Origin of the sequence: Asanoa sp. NPDC050611, assembly GCF_040654855.1 — a bacterium.
Taxonomy (GTDB): Bacteria; Actinomycetota; Actinomycetes; order Mycobacteriales; family Micromonosporaceae; genus Asanoa.
The window spans coordinates 1-14,736 of record NZ_JBFAIU010000186.1 but is presented as its reverse complement, the minus strand read 5'-3'; the positions used below and the strand labels follow the sequence as shown (position 1 = coordinate 14,736).

17 protein-coding genes and 1 pseudogene are annotated in these 14,736 nt (G+C 72.4%); 11 read left to right on the top strand and 7 right to left on the bottom strand.

Annotated elements, in window-relative coordinates:
- A pseudogene (locus tag AB0H87_RS25675) lies at nt 1–523 on the bottom strand (hypothetical protein); the annotation flags it as partial.
- Between the two features lie 247 nt (nt 524–770).
- Here AB0H87_RS25675 and AB0H87_RS25670 point away from each other — a divergent pair.
- The 3 genes from AB0H87_RS25670 to AB0H87_RS25660 are packed head-to-tail and all read left to right on the top strand — an operon-like array spanning nt 771 to nt 3,317.
- Nucleotides 771–1,550: an ABC-2 family transporter protein gene (locus AB0H87_RS25670; protein WP_360150549.1), complete on the top strand. Its 780-nt coding sequence runs from the start codon at nt 771–773 to the stop codon at nt 1,548–1,550.
- Between the two features lie 10 nt (nt 1,551–1,560).
- Entirely contained in the window at nt 1,561–2,352 is a 792-nt protein-coding gene (locus AB0H87_RS25665; RefSeq protein ID WP_360150555.1) for an ABC-2 family transporter protein, read from the top strand.
- Nucleotides 2,352–3,317 carry an ATP-binding cassette domain-containing protein gene (locus AB0H87_RS25660; protein ID WP_360150552.1) on the top strand — a complete coding sequence of 322 codons (966 nt, stop codon included), beginning with the start codon at nt 2,352–2,354 and terminating at the stop codon, nt 3,315–3,317. The genes AB0H87_RS25665 and AB0H87_RS25660 overlap by 1 nt, the downstream gene beginning before the upstream one ends.
- Here AB0H87_RS25660 and AB0H87_RS25655 read toward each other — a convergent pair.
- Nucleotides 3,301–3,867 carry an XRE family transcriptional regulator gene (locus AB0H87_RS25655; protein WP_360150546.1) on the bottom strand — a complete coding sequence of 189 codons (567 nt, stop codon included), beginning with the start codon at nt 3,865–3,867 and terminating at the stop codon, nt 3,301–3,303. The two genes, AB0H87_RS25660 and AB0H87_RS25655, sit on opposite strands and share 17 nt — an antisense overlap.
- Before the next feature lie 55 nt (nt 3,868–3,922).
- On the opposite strand from AB0H87_RS25655, the gene AB0H87_RS25650 reads away from it, so the two are divergent.
- On the top strand, nt 3,923–4,609 hold the full coding sequence (locus tag AB0H87_RS25650) for an AzlC family ABC transporter permease (protein ID WP_360150543.1): 687 nt from the start codon (nt 3,923–3,925) through the stop codon (nt 4,607–4,609).
- Entirely contained in the window at nt 4,606–4,914 is a 309-nt protein-coding gene (locus AB0H87_RS25645; RefSeq protein WP_360150540.1) for an AzlD domain-containing protein, read from the top strand. Before AB0H87_RS25650 ends, AB0H87_RS25645 begins: the two co-directional genes overlap by 4 nt.
- A gap of 215 nt (nt 4,915–5,129) precedes the next feature.
- Here AB0H87_RS25645 and AB0H87_RS25640 read toward each other — a convergent pair whose 3' ends face one another.
- The 3 genes from AB0H87_RS25640 to nadA form a co-directional block, all read right to left on the bottom strand.
- Nucleotides 5,130–5,717: a DUF3043 domain-containing protein gene (locus AB0H87_RS25640; RefSeq protein WP_360150537.1), complete on the bottom strand. Its 588-nt coding sequence runs from the start codon at nt 5,715–5,717 to the stop codon at nt 5,130–5,132.
- A 110-nt stretch (nt 5,718–5,827) separates the two neighbouring features.
- Nucleotides 5,828–7,183 (bottom strand): UDP-N-acetylglucosamine 1-carboxyvinyltransferase, encoded by a 1,356-nt coding sequence (murA, locus tag AB0H87_RS25635; protein WP_360150534.1) that lies wholly within the window; start codon nt 7,181–7,183, stop codon nt 5,828–5,830.
- 221 nt (nt 7,184–7,404) lie between these two features.
- Nucleotides 7,405–8,574, bottom strand: a complete 1,170-nt coding sequence (gene nadA, locus AB0H87_RS25630; RefSeq protein ID WP_360150531.1) for a quinolinate synthase NadA — start codon at nt 8,572–8,574, stop codon at nt 7,405–7,407.
- 68 nt (nt 8,575–8,642) lie between these two features.
- Between nadA and AB0H87_RS25625 the strand changes: the two genes are divergently transcribed.
- The 4 genes from AB0H87_RS25625 to AB0H87_RS25610 all read left to right on the top strand — a co-directional run bounded on the left by AB0H87_RS25625 (nt 8,643) and on the right by AB0H87_RS25610 (nt 11,879).
- Entirely contained in the window at nt 8,643–9,770 is a 1,128-nt protein-coding gene (locus AB0H87_RS25625; protein ID WP_360150528.1) for a glycerate kinase, read from the top strand.
- A 149-nt stretch (nt 9,771–9,919) separates the two neighbouring features.
- A complete protein-coding gene (gene erpA / locus AB0H87_RS25620) occupies nt 9,920–10,285 on the top strand; it encodes an iron-sulfur cluster insertion protein ErpA (RefSeq protein ID WP_360150525.1) in 366 nt (121 codons plus the stop codon).
- A 116-nt stretch (nt 10,286–10,401) separates the two neighbouring features.
- Complete coding sequence (locus tag AB0H87_RS25615) at nt 10,402–11,379, top strand: carbohydrate kinase family protein (RefSeq protein ID WP_360150522.1); 978 nt, start codon at nt 10,402–10,404, stop codon at nt 11,377–11,379.
- The gene (locus AB0H87_RS25610; protein WP_360150519.1) at nt 11,376–11,879 is read left to right on the top strand and encodes an ATP-binding protein; all 504 of its coding nucleotides are present in this window, start codon (nt 11,376–11,378) and stop codon (nt 11,877–11,879) included. The genes AB0H87_RS25615 and AB0H87_RS25610 overlap by 4 nt, the downstream gene beginning before the upstream one ends.
- Here AB0H87_RS25610 and AB0H87_RS25605 read toward each other — a convergent pair.
- Together AB0H87_RS25605 and AB0H87_RS25600 are read right to left on the bottom strand one after the other, a co-directional pair.
- Nucleotides 11,876–12,091: a sulfurtransferase TusA family protein gene (locus AB0H87_RS25605; RefSeq protein WP_360150516.1), complete on the bottom strand. Its 216-nt coding sequence runs from the start codon at nt 12,089–12,091 to the stop codon at nt 11,876–11,878. The two genes, AB0H87_RS25610 and AB0H87_RS25605, sit on opposite strands and share 4 nt — an antisense overlap.
- Complete coding sequence (locus AB0H87_RS25600; protein ID WP_360150514.1) at nt 12,088–13,227, bottom strand: aminotransferase class V-fold PLP-dependent enzyme; 1,140 nt, start codon at nt 13,225–13,227, stop codon at nt 12,088–12,090. Before AB0H87_RS25600 ends, AB0H87_RS25605 begins: the two co-directional genes overlap by 4 nt.
- A 111-nt stretch (nt 13,228–13,338) precedes the next feature.
- On the opposite strand from AB0H87_RS25600, the gene coxB reads away from it, so the two are divergent.
- Both coxB and AB0H87_RS25590 read left to right on the top strand, forming a co-directional pair.
- A complete protein-coding gene (coxB, locus tag AB0H87_RS25595; protein ID WP_360150511.1) occupies nt 13,339–14,262 on the top strand; it encodes a cytochrome c oxidase subunit II in 924 nt (307 codons plus the stop codon).
- An 11-nt stretch (nt 14,263–14,273) separates the two neighbouring features.
- A partial coding sequence (locus AB0H87_RS25590) for a cytochrome c oxidase subunit 4 (protein ID WP_360150508.1) occupies nt 14,274–14,736 on the top strand: 463 nt, incomplete at its 3' end.

Genomic DNA, 14,736 nt, shown 5'->3' with positions numbered 1-14,736 from the left:
GTGGGTCGGTGGCGCTGAGGTCGGCCAGCCGGGGATCGGCGTTGTAGCTCTCCGCCACCGGCTCGGGCGCCGCGTCGCGCCCGCGGACCACGGCTCGGCCGGCGGAGCGCCCGGACCGGCCGGAGGTTCGCTGCGGCGTGTCGCCCGGGTAGCGCTCGCCGCCGGCGGCCGCCCACTCGTCGGTGCTCTCGTTGACCCAGGACGGTTCGCTGGGCACGGGCCGCGACCGCCCGGGACCCAAGGACTCCGCCTGGTCGCCGGGACCGTCGATCCACCCGGGGCCGCCGGGACCGGCCGGCACGCCGGTCGGTGCCCAGCCGGGTGCGGGCGGGCGGTCCTTGGCCCACGCCCACGGGTCGTTGGGGTCCTTGTAGCCGCCGCCGGAGCCGGAGTCGCTGCGGCCGAGCTCGCGGAGCCAGCCGTCGTCGTCGCCCCAGCCGCTGTCTAGTCGGGCATCGTCCGCTCGACGGCCGCGCCCGCGGCCGCCGTCCCGCCGCCGGCGGTCGGAGTGCTCGTTGCTCATCCGGGCACGCCGATCCGTCGTCTCCTCGCGCGCGAGCCGCACAAGCGCGGTGCGCGTCGATCGATCACGGCGGGTCACCTCGTCGGAATTTGTCTCGCCCGGCATCCGCCGGCATCCGATACTGTCATGCGGCCCGATACGGCGTATGTCGCGGATGGAGGGTAACGGCGTGGACTTGGTCACCGCCACTGTCCACCGCCCGCGTTATGCGAATGTCGCCGCCGATACCAGGACATTTATGGCGCTAATGGGCGCTGGATTCCGCCGATATTCGACCTATCGGCAGGCGACCGTCGCCGGCGCGTTCACCAATACGGTGTTCGGCTTCCTCCGCTGCTACGTCCTGCTCGCCGTCGCGGCGGGCGCGGGCACGGCCACCGTCGCCGGCTACGACCCCGCCCGGCTCGCCACTTTCGTGTGGTTCGGCCAGGGCCTGTTGGCGGTGGTCCTGCTCTGGGGCTGGACCGAGCTCGCCGACCGGATCCGCACCGGCGACGTCGTCGCCGACCTGCTGCGCCCCGTCGACCCGGTGACCCGTTACCTGGCCACGGATCTGGGCCGCGCCGGTCACGCGGTGCTCACCCGGCTGGTGCCGCCCGTGCTGATCGGCCCGCTGTTCTTCCCCTTCTACCTGCCGCACCGCTGGTCGACGGTCCCGCTGTTCGTCGTCTCGGTGGCGCTGGCCACGGTGCTCTGCTTCGGCTGCCGCTTCCTGGTCAACGCGACGGGCTACTGGCTGCTCGACGTCCGCGGTCCGATGATCTTCTGGGCCCTGGTCTCCGGCGTGCTCGGCGGCCTCTACTTCCCGCTGCGCTTCCTGCCGGAGTGGGTGGTCGTGCCGCTCTGGCTGTTCACCCCGCTGCCGAGCGTGTTCCAGACGCCGCTTGACGTGCTCGTCGAGGTCGACCCCACGCCGCGCCAGCTCGTCCTCGTGGGGCTGCAGGCCGTCTGGGTCGCGCTGGTGCTGGTGCTCTGCCGCGTGGTGCAGCGCGCCGCCGAGCGCCGGCTGGTGGTGCAGGGTGGCTGAACCCGGGACGATGCGGGCGTACTGGTCACTCATGCGCGGCCAGTTGCGCAGCCAGACCTCGTACCGCCTCAGCTTCACGATCGACCTGGTCTCCAACATCTGGTCCACGGTGCTCGACGTCGTCACGGTGTTCGTGCTGTTCGGCGTGACCCGCGAGCTGGGCGGCCTCGACCTGCGCGAGGCGCTCGTGGTGACCGGCCTGACCGCGTGCGCGTTCGCCAGCGGCGACATGCTGGTCGGCAACATCGAGCGGATCCCGTTGTACGTGCGCACGGGCCGGTTCGACGCCGTCCTCGTGCGCCCGTTGCGCGCGCTGCCGCAGCTGATCCTGCTGGACATGCCGCTGCACAAGCTGTCCCGGGCCGCCTTCGGAGCAGCGGTCTACGTGGCCTCGCTGGCCGCCGCCGGCATCGACTGGACGCCCGGCCGCACCGTGCTCGCCGTGCTCGCGCCGGCCGCCGGCATCGTGTTCTTCAGTGCGATCTTCGTGATCACCGCGTCGGTCGCCTTCTGGTGGACCGAGTCCGGCGAGTTCGGCAACGCGTTCACCTACGGCGGCCGCGACTTCACCAGCTATCCGATCAGCGTCTACAGTGGATGGTTTCGGAACGCGTTCGCGTACGGCCTGGGCTTCGCCTTCGTCTCCTACTACCCGGCGCTGGCGCTGCTCGGCAAGGCCGACCCGATCGGCCTGCCCGGCTGGGTGGGTTGGCTGGCGCCGCTGGTCGCCCTGCCGGTCACCGCCGTCGCGGCGCTGGTCTGGCGGCAGGGCCTGCGGCACTACACGAGCACGGGGTCATGATGACGGTGGTCGCGGCGCAGGGGCTGCGCAAGGAGTTCACGGTCCGGGTCAGGCAGGGGCGGCTGCGGCGGGCGAAGCGGACGGTGGCCGCGGTGGACGGCGTGGACCTCGCGATCGGGCGCGGCGAGATGGTCGGCTACATCGGGCCGAACGGCGCCGGCAAGTCGACGACGCTGAAGATGCTCACCGGCGTGCTGACACCGACCGGGGGAGAGGTCGCCGTCTGCGGGCTCTCGCCGGTCCGGCAGCGCACCCGGCTGGCCCGCCGGATCGGCGTGGTGTTCGGCCAGCGGACGCAGCTCTGGTGGGACCTGCCGTTGCGCGACTCGTACGACCTGCTCCGGCACATCTACCGCGTGCCGGCCGCGGAGCACGCCGCCCGGCTGCGGCGCTGCCGGTCGCTGCTCGACCTCGACGCGTTCCTCGACATCCCGGTGCGTCAGCTCTCGCTGGGCCAGCGGATGCGCGGCGAGCTGACCGCCGCGCTGCTGCACGGCCCCGAGGTGCTGTTCCTCGACGAGCCGACGATCGGCCTCGACCTGGTGAGCAAGCAGGCGGTCCGTGGCTTCCTGGCCGAGCTGGGCGCCGGCGGCGACGTGACGCTCATGCTGACCACGCACGACCTCGCCGACATCGAGAAGCTGTGCCGGCGCCTGCTGGTCATCGACCACGGCAAGGTGGTGCACGACGGCACGATCGAGGCGCTGCACGCCCGCTACGGCTCGCGCCGGCGGGTCGTGGTCGAGCTCGAGGAGCCGCTCGCGGCCCCGCCGCAGGTGGCCGGCGCGACGCTGGTCACGGTCGGCCCGCTGCATGTCGAGTACGACCTGACCGGCGCCACCGCCGGCGAGCTGCTGGCCCGCCTGGCCGGGCTGGCCTTCCGGGACGTGTCCATCGTGGAGCCCGACATCGAGGACGTGGTGGCTCGCCTCTACAGCGGCGTGCCGGTCACGGATGCTCCATGACGAGCACGGCGAACGTGTGCGGCGCCAGCGCCTCGTAGCTGTGCGGCACGTCGCCGGCGAACATCGCGTAGTCGCCGGGGTCGAGGTCGACGGTCTCGCCGGCGGGGCCCGTGCGCAGCCGTCCCCGGCCGACCACGATGTGCTCGACGCTGCGCGGCGTGTGCGCCTCGGCGTGCCGGACCGCGCCCGGCTCGATGGTCAGCACGTAGATGTCCCGCCGCGCCGACCGCGAGCCGGCGGCGACCAAGGTGCCGGTGTAGTCGAGCTGGTCCGAGCTGATCCGCGGCCCCTCGCCGGCCCGGATCACCCGCAGTGGCGGCACGGGCGGCTCGACGAGCCGGCTGAACGGCACGTCGAGGGCGACGCCGAGCGACCAGAGGGTCTCCACGCTCGGGTTGCCGACGCCGTTCTCGAGCTGGGAGAGCGTCGACTTCGCGATGCCGGCGCGCCGGGCGAGCTCGGTGAGCGAGAGCCCGGCCCGCTCGCGCTCGTGCCGGAGCGCGGCAGCGATGGTGGCGGCGATGGTCGGCTCGGGCACTGTTCGCTCCATCGGTCAATTTGTTCGACTTGACGAACGCTAGCAGCAGCGGGCACGATCGGGAACCATGACTGTCGCCGCGCGGTCCATCCTGGGCGATCGCTCGCTGGTGCGCGACGTCGGCGCGCTGGGTCTCGCGGTCTTCGCCGTGAGCATCTCGTTCGGCGCGATCGCCGTCGCGGCCGGCATCCCACCCGGCCTCACCGTGCTCATGTCGCTGGTCGTCTTCGCCGGCGGCTCCCAGTTCCTCGCGGTCGGCCTGATCGCGGCCGGCAACCCGTTCGCCGCCGTGTTCGCCGGGCTTCTGCTCAACGCCCGGCACCTACCGTTCGGCCTGGCGATCGGCGACGTGATCGGCACCCGCTGGTGGCAGCGGCTGATCGGCGCACACCTGCTGATCGACGAGTCGGTCGCGTTCGCGCTGTCCCAGCCGGACCCGGTGCGCCGCCGCCGTGCCTACTGGGCCACCGGCTGCACCCTGTTCGTCCTGTGGAACATCGGCGCGATCCTCGGCGTGCTGCTCGGCAACGCGGGCGACCCCAACCGGCTGGGCCTCGACGCCGCCTTCCCGGCCGGCCTGATCGCCCTGCTGCTGCCCACGCTCAAGGACCCGGCCACCCGGCTGGTCGCGCTGACCGGCGCGCTGGTCGCGGTGGTCACCACGCCGTTCCTGCCCGCGGGCCTGCCGGTGCTGCTGGCCCTGACCGGCCTGCTCGCGCTGGTCGTGCGACCCCGGAAGGCGGCCTCCTCATGATCCTCGCGGTGATCGTCGGCCTGGCCGTCGGCACGTACGCGTTCCGCCTGGCCGGCGTCGTCCTGCGCGAGCGCGTCGCCCTGCCGGACCGGGTCCAGGTCCTGCTCCCGATGGCCGCCGCCACCCTGCTGGCGGCCCTGGCGGCCACGGCGACGTTCATGGACGCGGGCGTCTTCGCCGGCGTGGCCCGCCCGGCCGGCGTCGCGGTCGGCGCGGTGCTGGCCTGGCGCCGTGCCCCGTTCGTGGTCGTGGTGGTCGCGGCCGCCGTCACCGCGGCCCTGCTCCGCCTGGCCGGCATCGAATAACCCGCGCCGCACGTCCCGCTGTCGCTGCCGCCGGTCCGCGCCGCCGGTCCGCGCCGCCGGTCCGCGTCGCCGGTCCGCGTCGCCGGTCCGCGTCGCCGGTCCGCGTCGCCGGTCCGCGTCGGCCGGTCCGCGTCGGCCGGTCCGCGGTCGCCAGAAATGGGCCCGGCCCCTCGCCAGGCTGCTGGCAAGGGGCCGGTGCGCGGTTCAGGAAGGTGTCAGACCTTCTCGCCGAGCTTGACCGCCGGGTGTGGGACCCGCATGCGGCGGAAGGTGAGCGAACGCATGATCGCGTACATGTAGAGCGAGCCCATCTTCTGCTCGGTCTTGGGGTAGCGCTCGTTGACCAGCCGCTTGATCTTGCGCGCGATCAGGACCGCGTCGACCACCACGGCCAGTAGCAGGACGCCCCACAGCGAGGTGGCGACCGTGCGGACCAGGTCGGGCATGGCGCCGTTGGAGCCGATCAGCACGATCAGCGCGCCGCCGAAGAAGTAGGTGCCGGCGGTGCGGCGGGAGTCGACCACGTTGCGGGCGAGTTGGCGCTCGGGACCGCGGTCCCGGGGCCCGCCCTCCTTGCGGTACTCGGCGGCGGCCTCCTGGCGCAGCTGGCGCTTGCGCTCCCGGGACTCCTCCTTGGTCAGCGCCTTGGCGTTGCCGGCCGGCTGGCGGGCCGCGCTCGGACGCTTGGGCGTCTCCTTGCCCTTGGCCGGGGTGTAGCCCTTGGAACGGGCAGCCTCGACCTGCTCCGGAGCCTCAACGGTCTCCTCGGCCTCGGTGGACTTGCGACGAAACAGCGACTGCACGGGAAGCCCTTCTGCGGCGCGACGCTTACCACGAGGTTAACCGGCCCCGGCACACGAAGACGAGCCGACCTTGGCACTGTGCCGCAAAAACCGGGTTCGGTCGATGTGCCTCAGGGACGCTCGACGTGCGCGCCCAGCGCGGAGAGCTTGCTCTCGAAGTCCTCGTAACCACGGTTGATCAGGTCGACGCCGTAGACCCGCGAGGTGCCCTCGGCGGCCAGCGCGGCGATCAGGTGGCTGAACCCGGCCCGCAGGTCGGGAATCACCAGGTCGGCGGCGTGCAGCTTGGACGGGCCGGCGATCACCGCGGAGTGCTTGAAGTTGCGGCGCCCGAACCGGCACGGGGTGCCGCCCAGGCAGTCGCGGTAGACCTGGATCGTGGCGCCCATCTTGTTGAGGGCCTCGGTGTAGCCCAGGCGCTGCTCGTACACCGTCTCGTGGACGATCGACAGCCCGCGTGCCTGGGTCAGCGCGACCACCAGCGGCTGCTGCCAGTCGGTCATGAAACCCGGGTGCACGTCGGTCTCGAGCGCCGTCGCGCGCAGCTCGCCGCCCGGGTGCCAGAACCGGATGCCGCCCTCGGTGCCGGGCGACCCGGCCCGCGGCGGGAGCGTGTCGGTGACCTTGTATTCGCCGCCGATCGAGCGGAAGACGTTGAGGAACGTCATCATGTCGACCTGCTGGGCGCCGCGCACCTCGATCTCGCCCCGGGTGGCCAGTGCGGCCGCGGCCCAGGACGCCGCCTCGATCCGGTCGGGGATCGGCCGGTGGGTGTAGCCGCCGAGCCGCGGCACGCCCTCGATCTCGATGACCCGGTCGGTGTGGACCGTGATGATCGCGCCCATCTTCTGCAGGACGCAGATCAGGTCGATGATCTCGGGCTCGACCGCCGCGTTGCGCAGCTCGGTCACGCCGTTGGCCAGCACCGCGGTCAGCAGGACCTGCTCGGTCGCGCCGACGCTCGGGTACGGCAGCTCGAACTTGGTGCCGTGCAGGCCCGCGGGCGCGGTCAGATGCATGCCCTCGGGGGTCTTGTCGACCACGGCGCCGAACTCGCGCAGCGCCTGGATGTGGAAGTCGATCGGGCGCGGACCGATGTGGCAGCCGCCCAGGTCGGGGATGAACGCGTGGCCGAGCCGGTGCAGCAGCGGGCCGCAGAACAGGATCGGGATCCGGCTGGAGCCCGCGTGCACGTTGATCTCGTCCGTCGACGCGCGCTCGACGTTGGCCGGGTCGAGGACGAGCTCGCCCTCCTCGGCGCCGTCGGTCACCTTGACGCCGTGCAGACCGAGCAGGCCGCGGACGACCTCGACGTCGCGGATCCGGGGCACGTCGAACAGTCGGCTGGGCTCGTCGCCGAGCAGGGCCGCGACCATCGCCTTGGAGACGAGGTTCTTGGCTCCGCGTACCCGGATCTGACCGTGCAGGGGCGTGCCGCCGTGTACGACCAGGACGTCATCGGGCAAGGCAACCTCCGGGGCGGGCGGCGATCCGACGAGCGGCCGTAACCAATGCGCGGGATCGCGGGTTGATCGGGAGTGGCGCCCGGGCAGCATAGCGCTCGGTGATGGGCCTGGGGCCACACACACCGGGCTGTCTGGCACGAAATCAGGACGACTGTGGCGCCCGGTAACGCCGGACGCCACGATCAGTCACGGTTTCCGGGTCGCCCCCGGACCACGCTCCGTCACGGCAGGGCCAGCATCTGGTCCAACGCCGACCGGGCCTCGGCCGCGGTCTTCGGATCGACCGTGATCTGGTTCACGAGGCGGCCCTCAGCGAGCTCCTCGAGCGCCCACACGAGGTGCGGCAGATCGATCCGGTTCATCGTGGAGCAGTAGCAGACCGTGCGGTCGAGGAACATGACCTGCTTGTCGGGGTGCGCCAGGGCGAGCCGGCGCACGAGGTTGAGCTCGGTGCCGACGGCCCACGCGGAGCCGGCCGGCGCGTTCTCGAGGGTCTTGATGATGTATTCGGTGGACCCGACGTAGTCGGCCGCGGTCACCACGTCGTAGCGGCACTCCGGGTGGACCAGCACGTTGACGCCCGGGACCCGCATCCGGACCTCGTCGACGGACGACTTGGTGAACCGGCCGTGCACCGAGCAGTGTCCGCGCCAGAGGATCATCTTGGCCTGGCCGAGCTGCTGCTGGGTGAGCCCGCCGTTGGGCTTGTGCGGGTCGTAGAGAACGCAGTCGTCGGCGTCGAAGCCCATCTCCAGCACCGCCGTGTTGCGGCCGAGGTGCTGGTCGGGCAGGAAGAGCACCCGCTGGCCGCGCTCGAACGCCCAGGTCAGGGCCCGCTTCGCGTTGGACGACGTGCAGACGACGCCGTTGTTGCGACCGACGAAGCCCTTGATGTCGGCCGACGAGTTCATGTAGGTGACCGGGACCGTCGACTGCGCGACGCCCGCGTCGGTGAGCGCCTCCCAGGCCGCCTCGACCTGCTGGAGCTGGGCCATGTCGGCCATCGAGCACCCGGCGGCGAGGTCGGGGAGCACGACCTTCTGCGCGTCCGTGGTGAGGATGTCGGCGGACTCGGCCATGAAGTGCACGCCGCAGAACACGATGTACTCGGCGTCCGGTCGGGCCGCCGCCTCACGGGCCAGCTTGAACGAGTCGCCGGTCACGTCGGCGAACTGGATGACCTCGTCGCGCTGGTAGTGGTGGCCGAGCACGAACACCTTCGACCCGAGCTTCGCCTTGGCGGCGGTGGCGCGGGCCACGAGATCGGGGTCGCTGGGCGCGGGCAGCTCGCCCGGGCAGTCGACGCCCTTCTCCGACGACGGGTCGGCGCCGCGCCCGAGCAGCAGCAGGGCGGTCGCCGTGTTGGCGGGTTCGGTCCAGGTCGACGTCACAGATCAATCTTCCCACCGTCAGGCCCCACCCCAGCGGCCTGGCGCCTGTGGGCTGTCACACTGCCGCTATGCGGATTCTGGTCTGTCCCGACAAGTTCGCCGGCACGCTCTCCGCGCCCGCGGTGGCGGACGCGGTCGCCGCGGGCTGGCGGGACCGGGCGCCGGGCGACGACCTGGTCATCCGGCCGCTCTCGGACGGCGGACCGGGGTTCGTGGAGGTGCTGGCGGAGCCGGTCGGGGGTGAGCGGATCCCGGTGCGCACCACCGACCCGCTGGGCCGCCCGGTGGACGCCGAGGTGCTGCTCACCCCGGACCGGACCACGGCGTACGTGGAGAGCGCGCAGGCCTGCGGGCTGCACCTGCTGGCGGACGACGAACGGGACCCCAAGGCGACCACCTCGTACGGCCTGGGCGTCCTGGTGCTCGCCGCGGTCGAGGCCGGCGCCCGCACGGTGGTGATCGGGCTCGGCGGCTCGGCGACGAACGACGGCGGCGCCGGGATGCTGGCCGCGCTGGGCGCCGCACCGCTCGACGAGCACGGTGCCGCGCTGCCCTACGGCGGTGCCGCGCTGGCCCACGTGGCCGGGCTCGGCGGCGTGCCGATGACCCGCGGCGCCACGCTGGTCGCGGCCACCGACGTCGACAACCCGCTGACCGGCCTGCACGGCGCGTCCAGCGTCTACGGACCGCAGAAGGGCGCCGACCGCGCCGACGTGCTGCTGCTCGACGCCGCGCTCGAGCGGTTCGCCGGCGTACTCGTGAAGGACCTGCCGTCCTGCCCGCCGGACGTGGCGACGCTCCCGGGTGCGGGTGCCGCCGGCGGTCTCGGCGCGGCCGTCCTCGCGCTCGGCGGCCGGTGCGAATCGGGCATCCAGCTCGTTACCGGGATGATCGGGCTGGAAGCCGCCCTCGACGCCGCCGACCTGGTGATCACCGGCGAGGGCTCGTTCGACCACCAGTCGCTGCGCGGCAAGGTGGTCGCGGGGGTGGCCGGCGGGGCCCGGGACCGCGGCGTGCCCTGCGTGGTGCTGGCCGGCCGGGTCAGCACCGGGCGCCGGGAGGCGGCCAACGCGGGCGTGACCGAGACCTACAGCCTCGTCGACCACTTCGGGAGCGCGGAGCAGGCGATGGCCCGCCCGGCCGACGGCCTGCGCGAACTGGCCTCACGACTCGCCGGCCAATGGTCGCGGCAGTGACATTCGCCTCATCGGGCCCCGAAATGGCGGCGGAGGTAAGATTCGAGCGGCGACCCTGATGGGGAATGCCCGGCGAACGGGCTAGCGTTGGCCCGAGGGACAACGTTGGTCCGAGGGACCGGCGATCGCAGCGAGCAGGGAGATCCCACGTGACCACTTCAGCGCAGACCGGGTCGGCCGAGACCACGGCTAAGACCGTCGTCCTCACCGACGTCGCGGCGGTGAAGGTGAAGGCCCTGATCGAGCAGGAGGGCCGTGACGACCTGCGGCTCCGCGTGGCCGTGCAGCCGGGTGGCTGCTCCGGGCTGCGTTACCAGCTCTTCTTCGACGAGCGCTCGCTCGACGGCGACATCGTCAACGACTTCGGCGGTGTCGAGGTCGTCGTCGACCGCATGAGCGCGCCCTACCTGACCGGCGCGACCATCGACTTCGCCGACCGGATCGACGCGCAGGGCTTCACGATCGACAACCCCAACGCGCAGAACTCCTGCGCGTGCGGCGACTCGTTCCACTAAGCCGCACCACCTAGCGAAAACGAGCGGGGCCGCCTCTTCGGGCGGTCCCGTTCGTCGTGTCTGACCGGCCGGTAAGCTTCCCCGGCGCCATTCGTCCACCGACTCCGAGGGCCGACATGAAGATCGCCGTTAGCGGCTCGATCGCCACCGACCACCTCATGCACTTCCCGGGTCGGTTCGCCGACCAGCTGATCGCCGACCAGCTCCACAAGGTCTCGCTGTCGTTCCTGATCGACGACCTGGTGGTACGGCGTGGCGGGGTGGCCGCCAACATCGCCTTCGGCATGGCCCGGCTGGGCCTGCACCCGGTGCTGATCGGCGCCGTCGGGGCGGACTTCGACGACTACCGGTCCTGGTTGGAGCGCCACGGCGTCGACTGCGACTCGATCCACGTCTCCGAGGTCCTGCACACCGCGCGCTTCGTCTGCACCACCGACGAGGACATGTGCCAGATCGCCTCGTTCTACGCGGGCGCGATGAGCGAGGCCCGCAACATCGAGCTGGCACCGGCCAACGACCGGGTGGGCGGCTTCGACCTGGTGCTGATCAGCGCCGACGACCCGCAGGGCATGGTGCGCCACTCGCAGGAGTGCCGCGACCGCGGCTACCGGTTCGCCGCCGACCCGTCGCAGCAGCTCGCCCGGATGGGCGGCGACGACATCGTCCAGCTCATCGACGGCGCCGGCTACCTGCTCACCAACGACTACGAGAAGTCGCTGCTGGAGAGCAAGACCGGCCTCTCCGACGCCGAGGTGCTCGACCGGGTCGAGGTCCGGGTCACCACGCTCGGCAAGAACGGCGTGGAGATCACCGGCAAGGGCATCGAGCGGATCCACGTGCCGATCGCCCAGGACGTGCACCCCGTCGACCCGACGGGCGTCGGCGACGGCTTCCGGGCCGGGTTCTTCGCGGGCCTGTCCTGGGACCTCGGCCTGGAACGGTCGGCGCAGATCGGCTCGCTGCTCGCCGGGCTGGTCCTCGAGGGCGCCGGCGGCCAGGAGTACGACCTGCGCCCGGACACGTTCCTCAAGCGGCTCGGCGACTCCTACGGGCAAGAGGCCGCCGACGACGTCCGCCCGCACCTACCGGTGTGACGCCCCGGCTGGTCGTCTTCGCCGGCCTGCCCGGGGTCGGCAAGAGCACCCTCGCGGCCCGGGTCGGCACCGCGCTGCCGGCGCCGGTGCTCGCGGTCGACACGATCGACCGGGTGCTGCGGGCGCACGAGCTGGTCGAGCCGCGGCCGGGCGTCGCCGCGTACGGCGTCGTCTCCGCGCTCGCGGAGGCGCAGCTCGGCATGGGGCTCAACGTCGTCATCGACGCGGTCAACCCGGTCGCCGCGGCCCGGGCCACCTGGCCGGTGCTGTGCGAGCGCACGGGCGCGGCGCTGCGGATCGTCGAGGTCTGGTGCGCCGACATGGCCGAGCACCGGCGGCGGGTCGAGGCCCGGCACGCCGCGGCGCCGGTCAACCCGAACTGGGAGCAGGTCGTGCTGCGGATGGCCGAGTACGAGCCGTACGTCGGCCGCCGCCTGGTCGTCGACACCTCGGCGCCGGGCGACCCGCTCGAGGGCGCCCTCTCCTGGATCCGGGACTAGCTCTCCCGGCGCACGTCGAACGCGTACGGCTCGGGGGAGCCCAGGTAGTCCTGTCCCCGCATGCGGCACCAGGCCGGGATGTCGGTCGCCGCGGCCGGGTCGTCGGCGAGCACGCGCAGCGTCGCGCCCACGGGCAGCTCCGGCAGCCGGCGGGCCAGCGCGATCACCGGCAGCGGGCAGCGCTGGCCGCGGCAGTCCAGCACCTCGGTCACAGGTTCGCCACCCCCGCCTCGGCGCGCAGGTCCGCGACGACACCGGGCAGCTCGGCGAGGAACCGGTCGACCTCGGCCTCCGTCGTGTCCCGGTGCAGCGAGACGCGCACGTTGCCGTGTGAGAGCACACCCATCGCGACCAGCACGTGGCTCGGGGTCAGCGTCGACGAGGTGCACGACGAGCCGGAGGACACGGCGAACCCGCGCCGGTCGAGCGCGTGCAGCAGCGCCTCGCCGTCGACGTAGAGGCAGGAGAACGTCACCAGGTGCGGCAGCCGCTGCTCCGGATCGCCGACCACCTCGACGTCCGGCACGGTCGCGGCCACGGTGGCGCGGATCCGGTCGACCAGCGTGCGGTGGCGGTCGGCGAGCGTCGCCGCCTCCGCCGTCGCCGCCCGCAGGCTCGCCGCGGCCGCGACCACGGCCGGCAGGTCGGCCGTGCGGTCGGTGCGCTCGTCGGCCGGGCCCGGGGTCAGGAACCGGGTGCCCTTGCGCACAATCAGGAGACCGACTCCTGGCGGTCCGCCCCATTTGTGGGCACTCGCGGTGAGCACGGACCAGCCCGTCGGCAGCGGCACCCGGCCGACCGACTGCGCGGCGTCCACATAGAGCGGCACGCCGTGCTCCGCGGCCGCGGCCGCCGCGGCCTCGACCGGCTGCACGGTGCCCACCTCGTGGCTGGCGCTGATCAGCGCGGCCAGCGCGGTGCCCGGCGCCGCGACCTCGGCCGCGAAGGCGTCGAGGTCGACCCGCCCGAGCCGGTCCACGCCGACCTCCTGCGCGGTGCCGCCGGCCGCCACGTGCCGCTCCGCCGCGTGCAGCACCGCGGAGTGCTCGATCGCGGAGTGCACGAACCGCCGGCCGACCCGCTCGCGCCCGGCCAGGCCACCGAGGACGGCCGTGTGTGCCGCCGCCGTGCCGCCGGCCGTGAACGACAGCTCGTCCGGGCGTACGCCCAGGACCTCGGCCGTCGCGCCGCGGGCCGCGTCGAGCAGCTGGCGGGCCCGGCGGGCGCGCGAGTAGAGCCGGGCCGGATCGGCCCAGCCGTCGTCCAGTGCCGCGGCCAGCGCCTGCCGGGCCGCCGGGTGCAGCGGAGCGGCGCTCGCGGCGTCGAAATAGGCCTCGGAAACCCCCACGATCAAACGTTATCCCCGGCGCCGCGCCGACCCCCGGAGCGGTGTGACGACCTTGGTCGAGTAATGTGCGACCGTCGGTGACGGCAGGTGCGAGAGGGGCAGGACCACAAGGTGTCCGCAGAGCGTTCGAAAGCGCGGCCGACAGCCGTCCGGTTGGCCGGTGTCGGCGTCGCCGGTGCGCTGCTGTTGCTGCTCTCCGGTTGTGACGTCGGCTCTCACGTCGACGGCTTCGGTTGGCCGCAGAACGGCATCACCGAGCAGTCCAAGCGGATGTACGACCTGTGGATCGGGTCGACCGTCGCCGCCCTGATCGTCGGTGTCTTCGTCTGGGCGCTGATCTTCTGGTGCGTCATCCGCTACCGGAAGCGGGGCGACAAGCTGCCGGTGCAGACCCGGTTCAACATGCCGATGGAGTTCCTCTACACCATCGCGCCGATCCTGGTCGTCTCCGTGCTCTTCTACTACACGGCGATCGTGCAGACCGACGTCAACCGGACCACCGCGAACCCGGCGGTGACCGTCGAGGTCGAGGCGTTCAAGTGGAACTGGCAGTTCAACTACCAGGACGGCCCGACCGAGGGTGACCGCGTCGGCAAGACCGTCACCTCGACGCTGGGCACCACCGAGGTCATCCCGATCCTGGTGCTGCCGACCGGCCGGACGATCCGCTTCGAGGAGACCAGCCGCGACGTCATCCACTCGTTCTGGGTGCCGGAGCTGCTGTTCAAGCGCGACGTCTTCCCGGGCAACATCCGCAACGTCTTCGAGGTCACGATCGACCAGCAGGGCGCGTACGTCGGCCGCTGCGCCGAGCTGTGCGGCACGTACCACTCGATGATGAACTTCGAGCTGCGCGCGGTCTCCGGCGACAAGTACGACCAGTTCATCGCCGCCAAGACCGCCGGGCAGTCGACGCAGCAGGCGCTGCAGGCGATCGGTGAGGACCCGCTGGCGTCGACCACGTCGCCGTTCCCGACGCGACGGGACCAGTCGAACTTCAACCCGGCCGGCGTGGGCGCCGGCACGGGCAACTGAGAGGCCGGCGCATGCGCACCGAGTGGAAACTGTTCAGCGTCATCTCCGGCTTCCTGTTCATCGCCACGTTCGTCTACGCGTTCTGGACCAACGGGCAGGCCCAGGGCATCGACTGGGTCGGCACGGTCGCACTGGCGCTGAGCTTCCTGCTCACCGCGATGTGCGGCGGCTTCTTCTGGTTCGTCAGCCGCCGCATCGAGCCGCGCCCGGAAGACCGCGCCGACGGTGAGATCGCCGACGGCGCGGGCGAGATCGGCTTCTTCAGCCCGGGCAGCTACTGGCCGTTCGGCCTCGCGCTGGCCGCCACGATCGCGGGCCTCGGCCTGGTGTTCTGGCAGGTCTGGCTGCTGGTCATCGGCCTGGTCGCGGTCATCGCGGCCACCTGCGGCCTGCTGTTCGAGTACTACACCGGCACCCGCCGCACCCGTCCGGATCCGGCGCCTGTAACCGATCATGGCACAGGTTCGAACCGTT

Excerpts from the sequence above, each read along its gene's own strand:
- AB0H87_RS25665 (WP_360150555.1), top strand. The coding sequence starts at position 1,561 with ATGCGGGCGTACTGGTCACTCATGCGCGGCCAGTTGCGCAGCCAGACC.
- AB0H87_RS25660 (WP_360150552.1), top strand. The coding sequence starts at position 2,352 with ATGACGGTGGTCGCGGCGCAGGGGCTGCGCAAGGAGTTCACGGTCCGG.
- AB0H87_RS25655 (WP_360150546.1), bottom strand. The coding sequence starts at position 3,867 with ATGGAGCGAACAGTGCCCGAGCCGACCATCGCCGCCACCATCGCTGCC.
- AB0H87_RS25625 (WP_360150528.1), top strand. The coding sequence starts at position 8,643 with ATGCGGATTCTGGTCTGTCCCGACAAGTTCGCCGGCACGCTCTCCGCG.
- AB0H87_RS25645 (WP_360150540.1), top strand. The coding sequence starts at position 4,606 with ATGATCCTCGCGGTGATCGTCGGCCTGGCCGTCGGCACGTACGCGTTC.
- AB0H87_RS25650 (WP_360150543.1), top strand. The coding sequence starts at position 3,923 with ATGACTGTCGCCGCGCGGTCCATCCTGGGCGATCGCTCGCTGGTGCGC.
- AB0H87_RS25670 (WP_360150549.1), top strand. The coding sequence starts at position 771 with ATGGGCGCTGGATTCCGCCGATATTCGACCTATCGGCAGGCGACCGTC.
- AB0H87_RS25615 (WP_360150522.1), top strand. The coding sequence starts at position 10,402 with ATGAAGATCGCCGTTAGCGGCTCGATCGCCACCGACCACCTCATGCAC.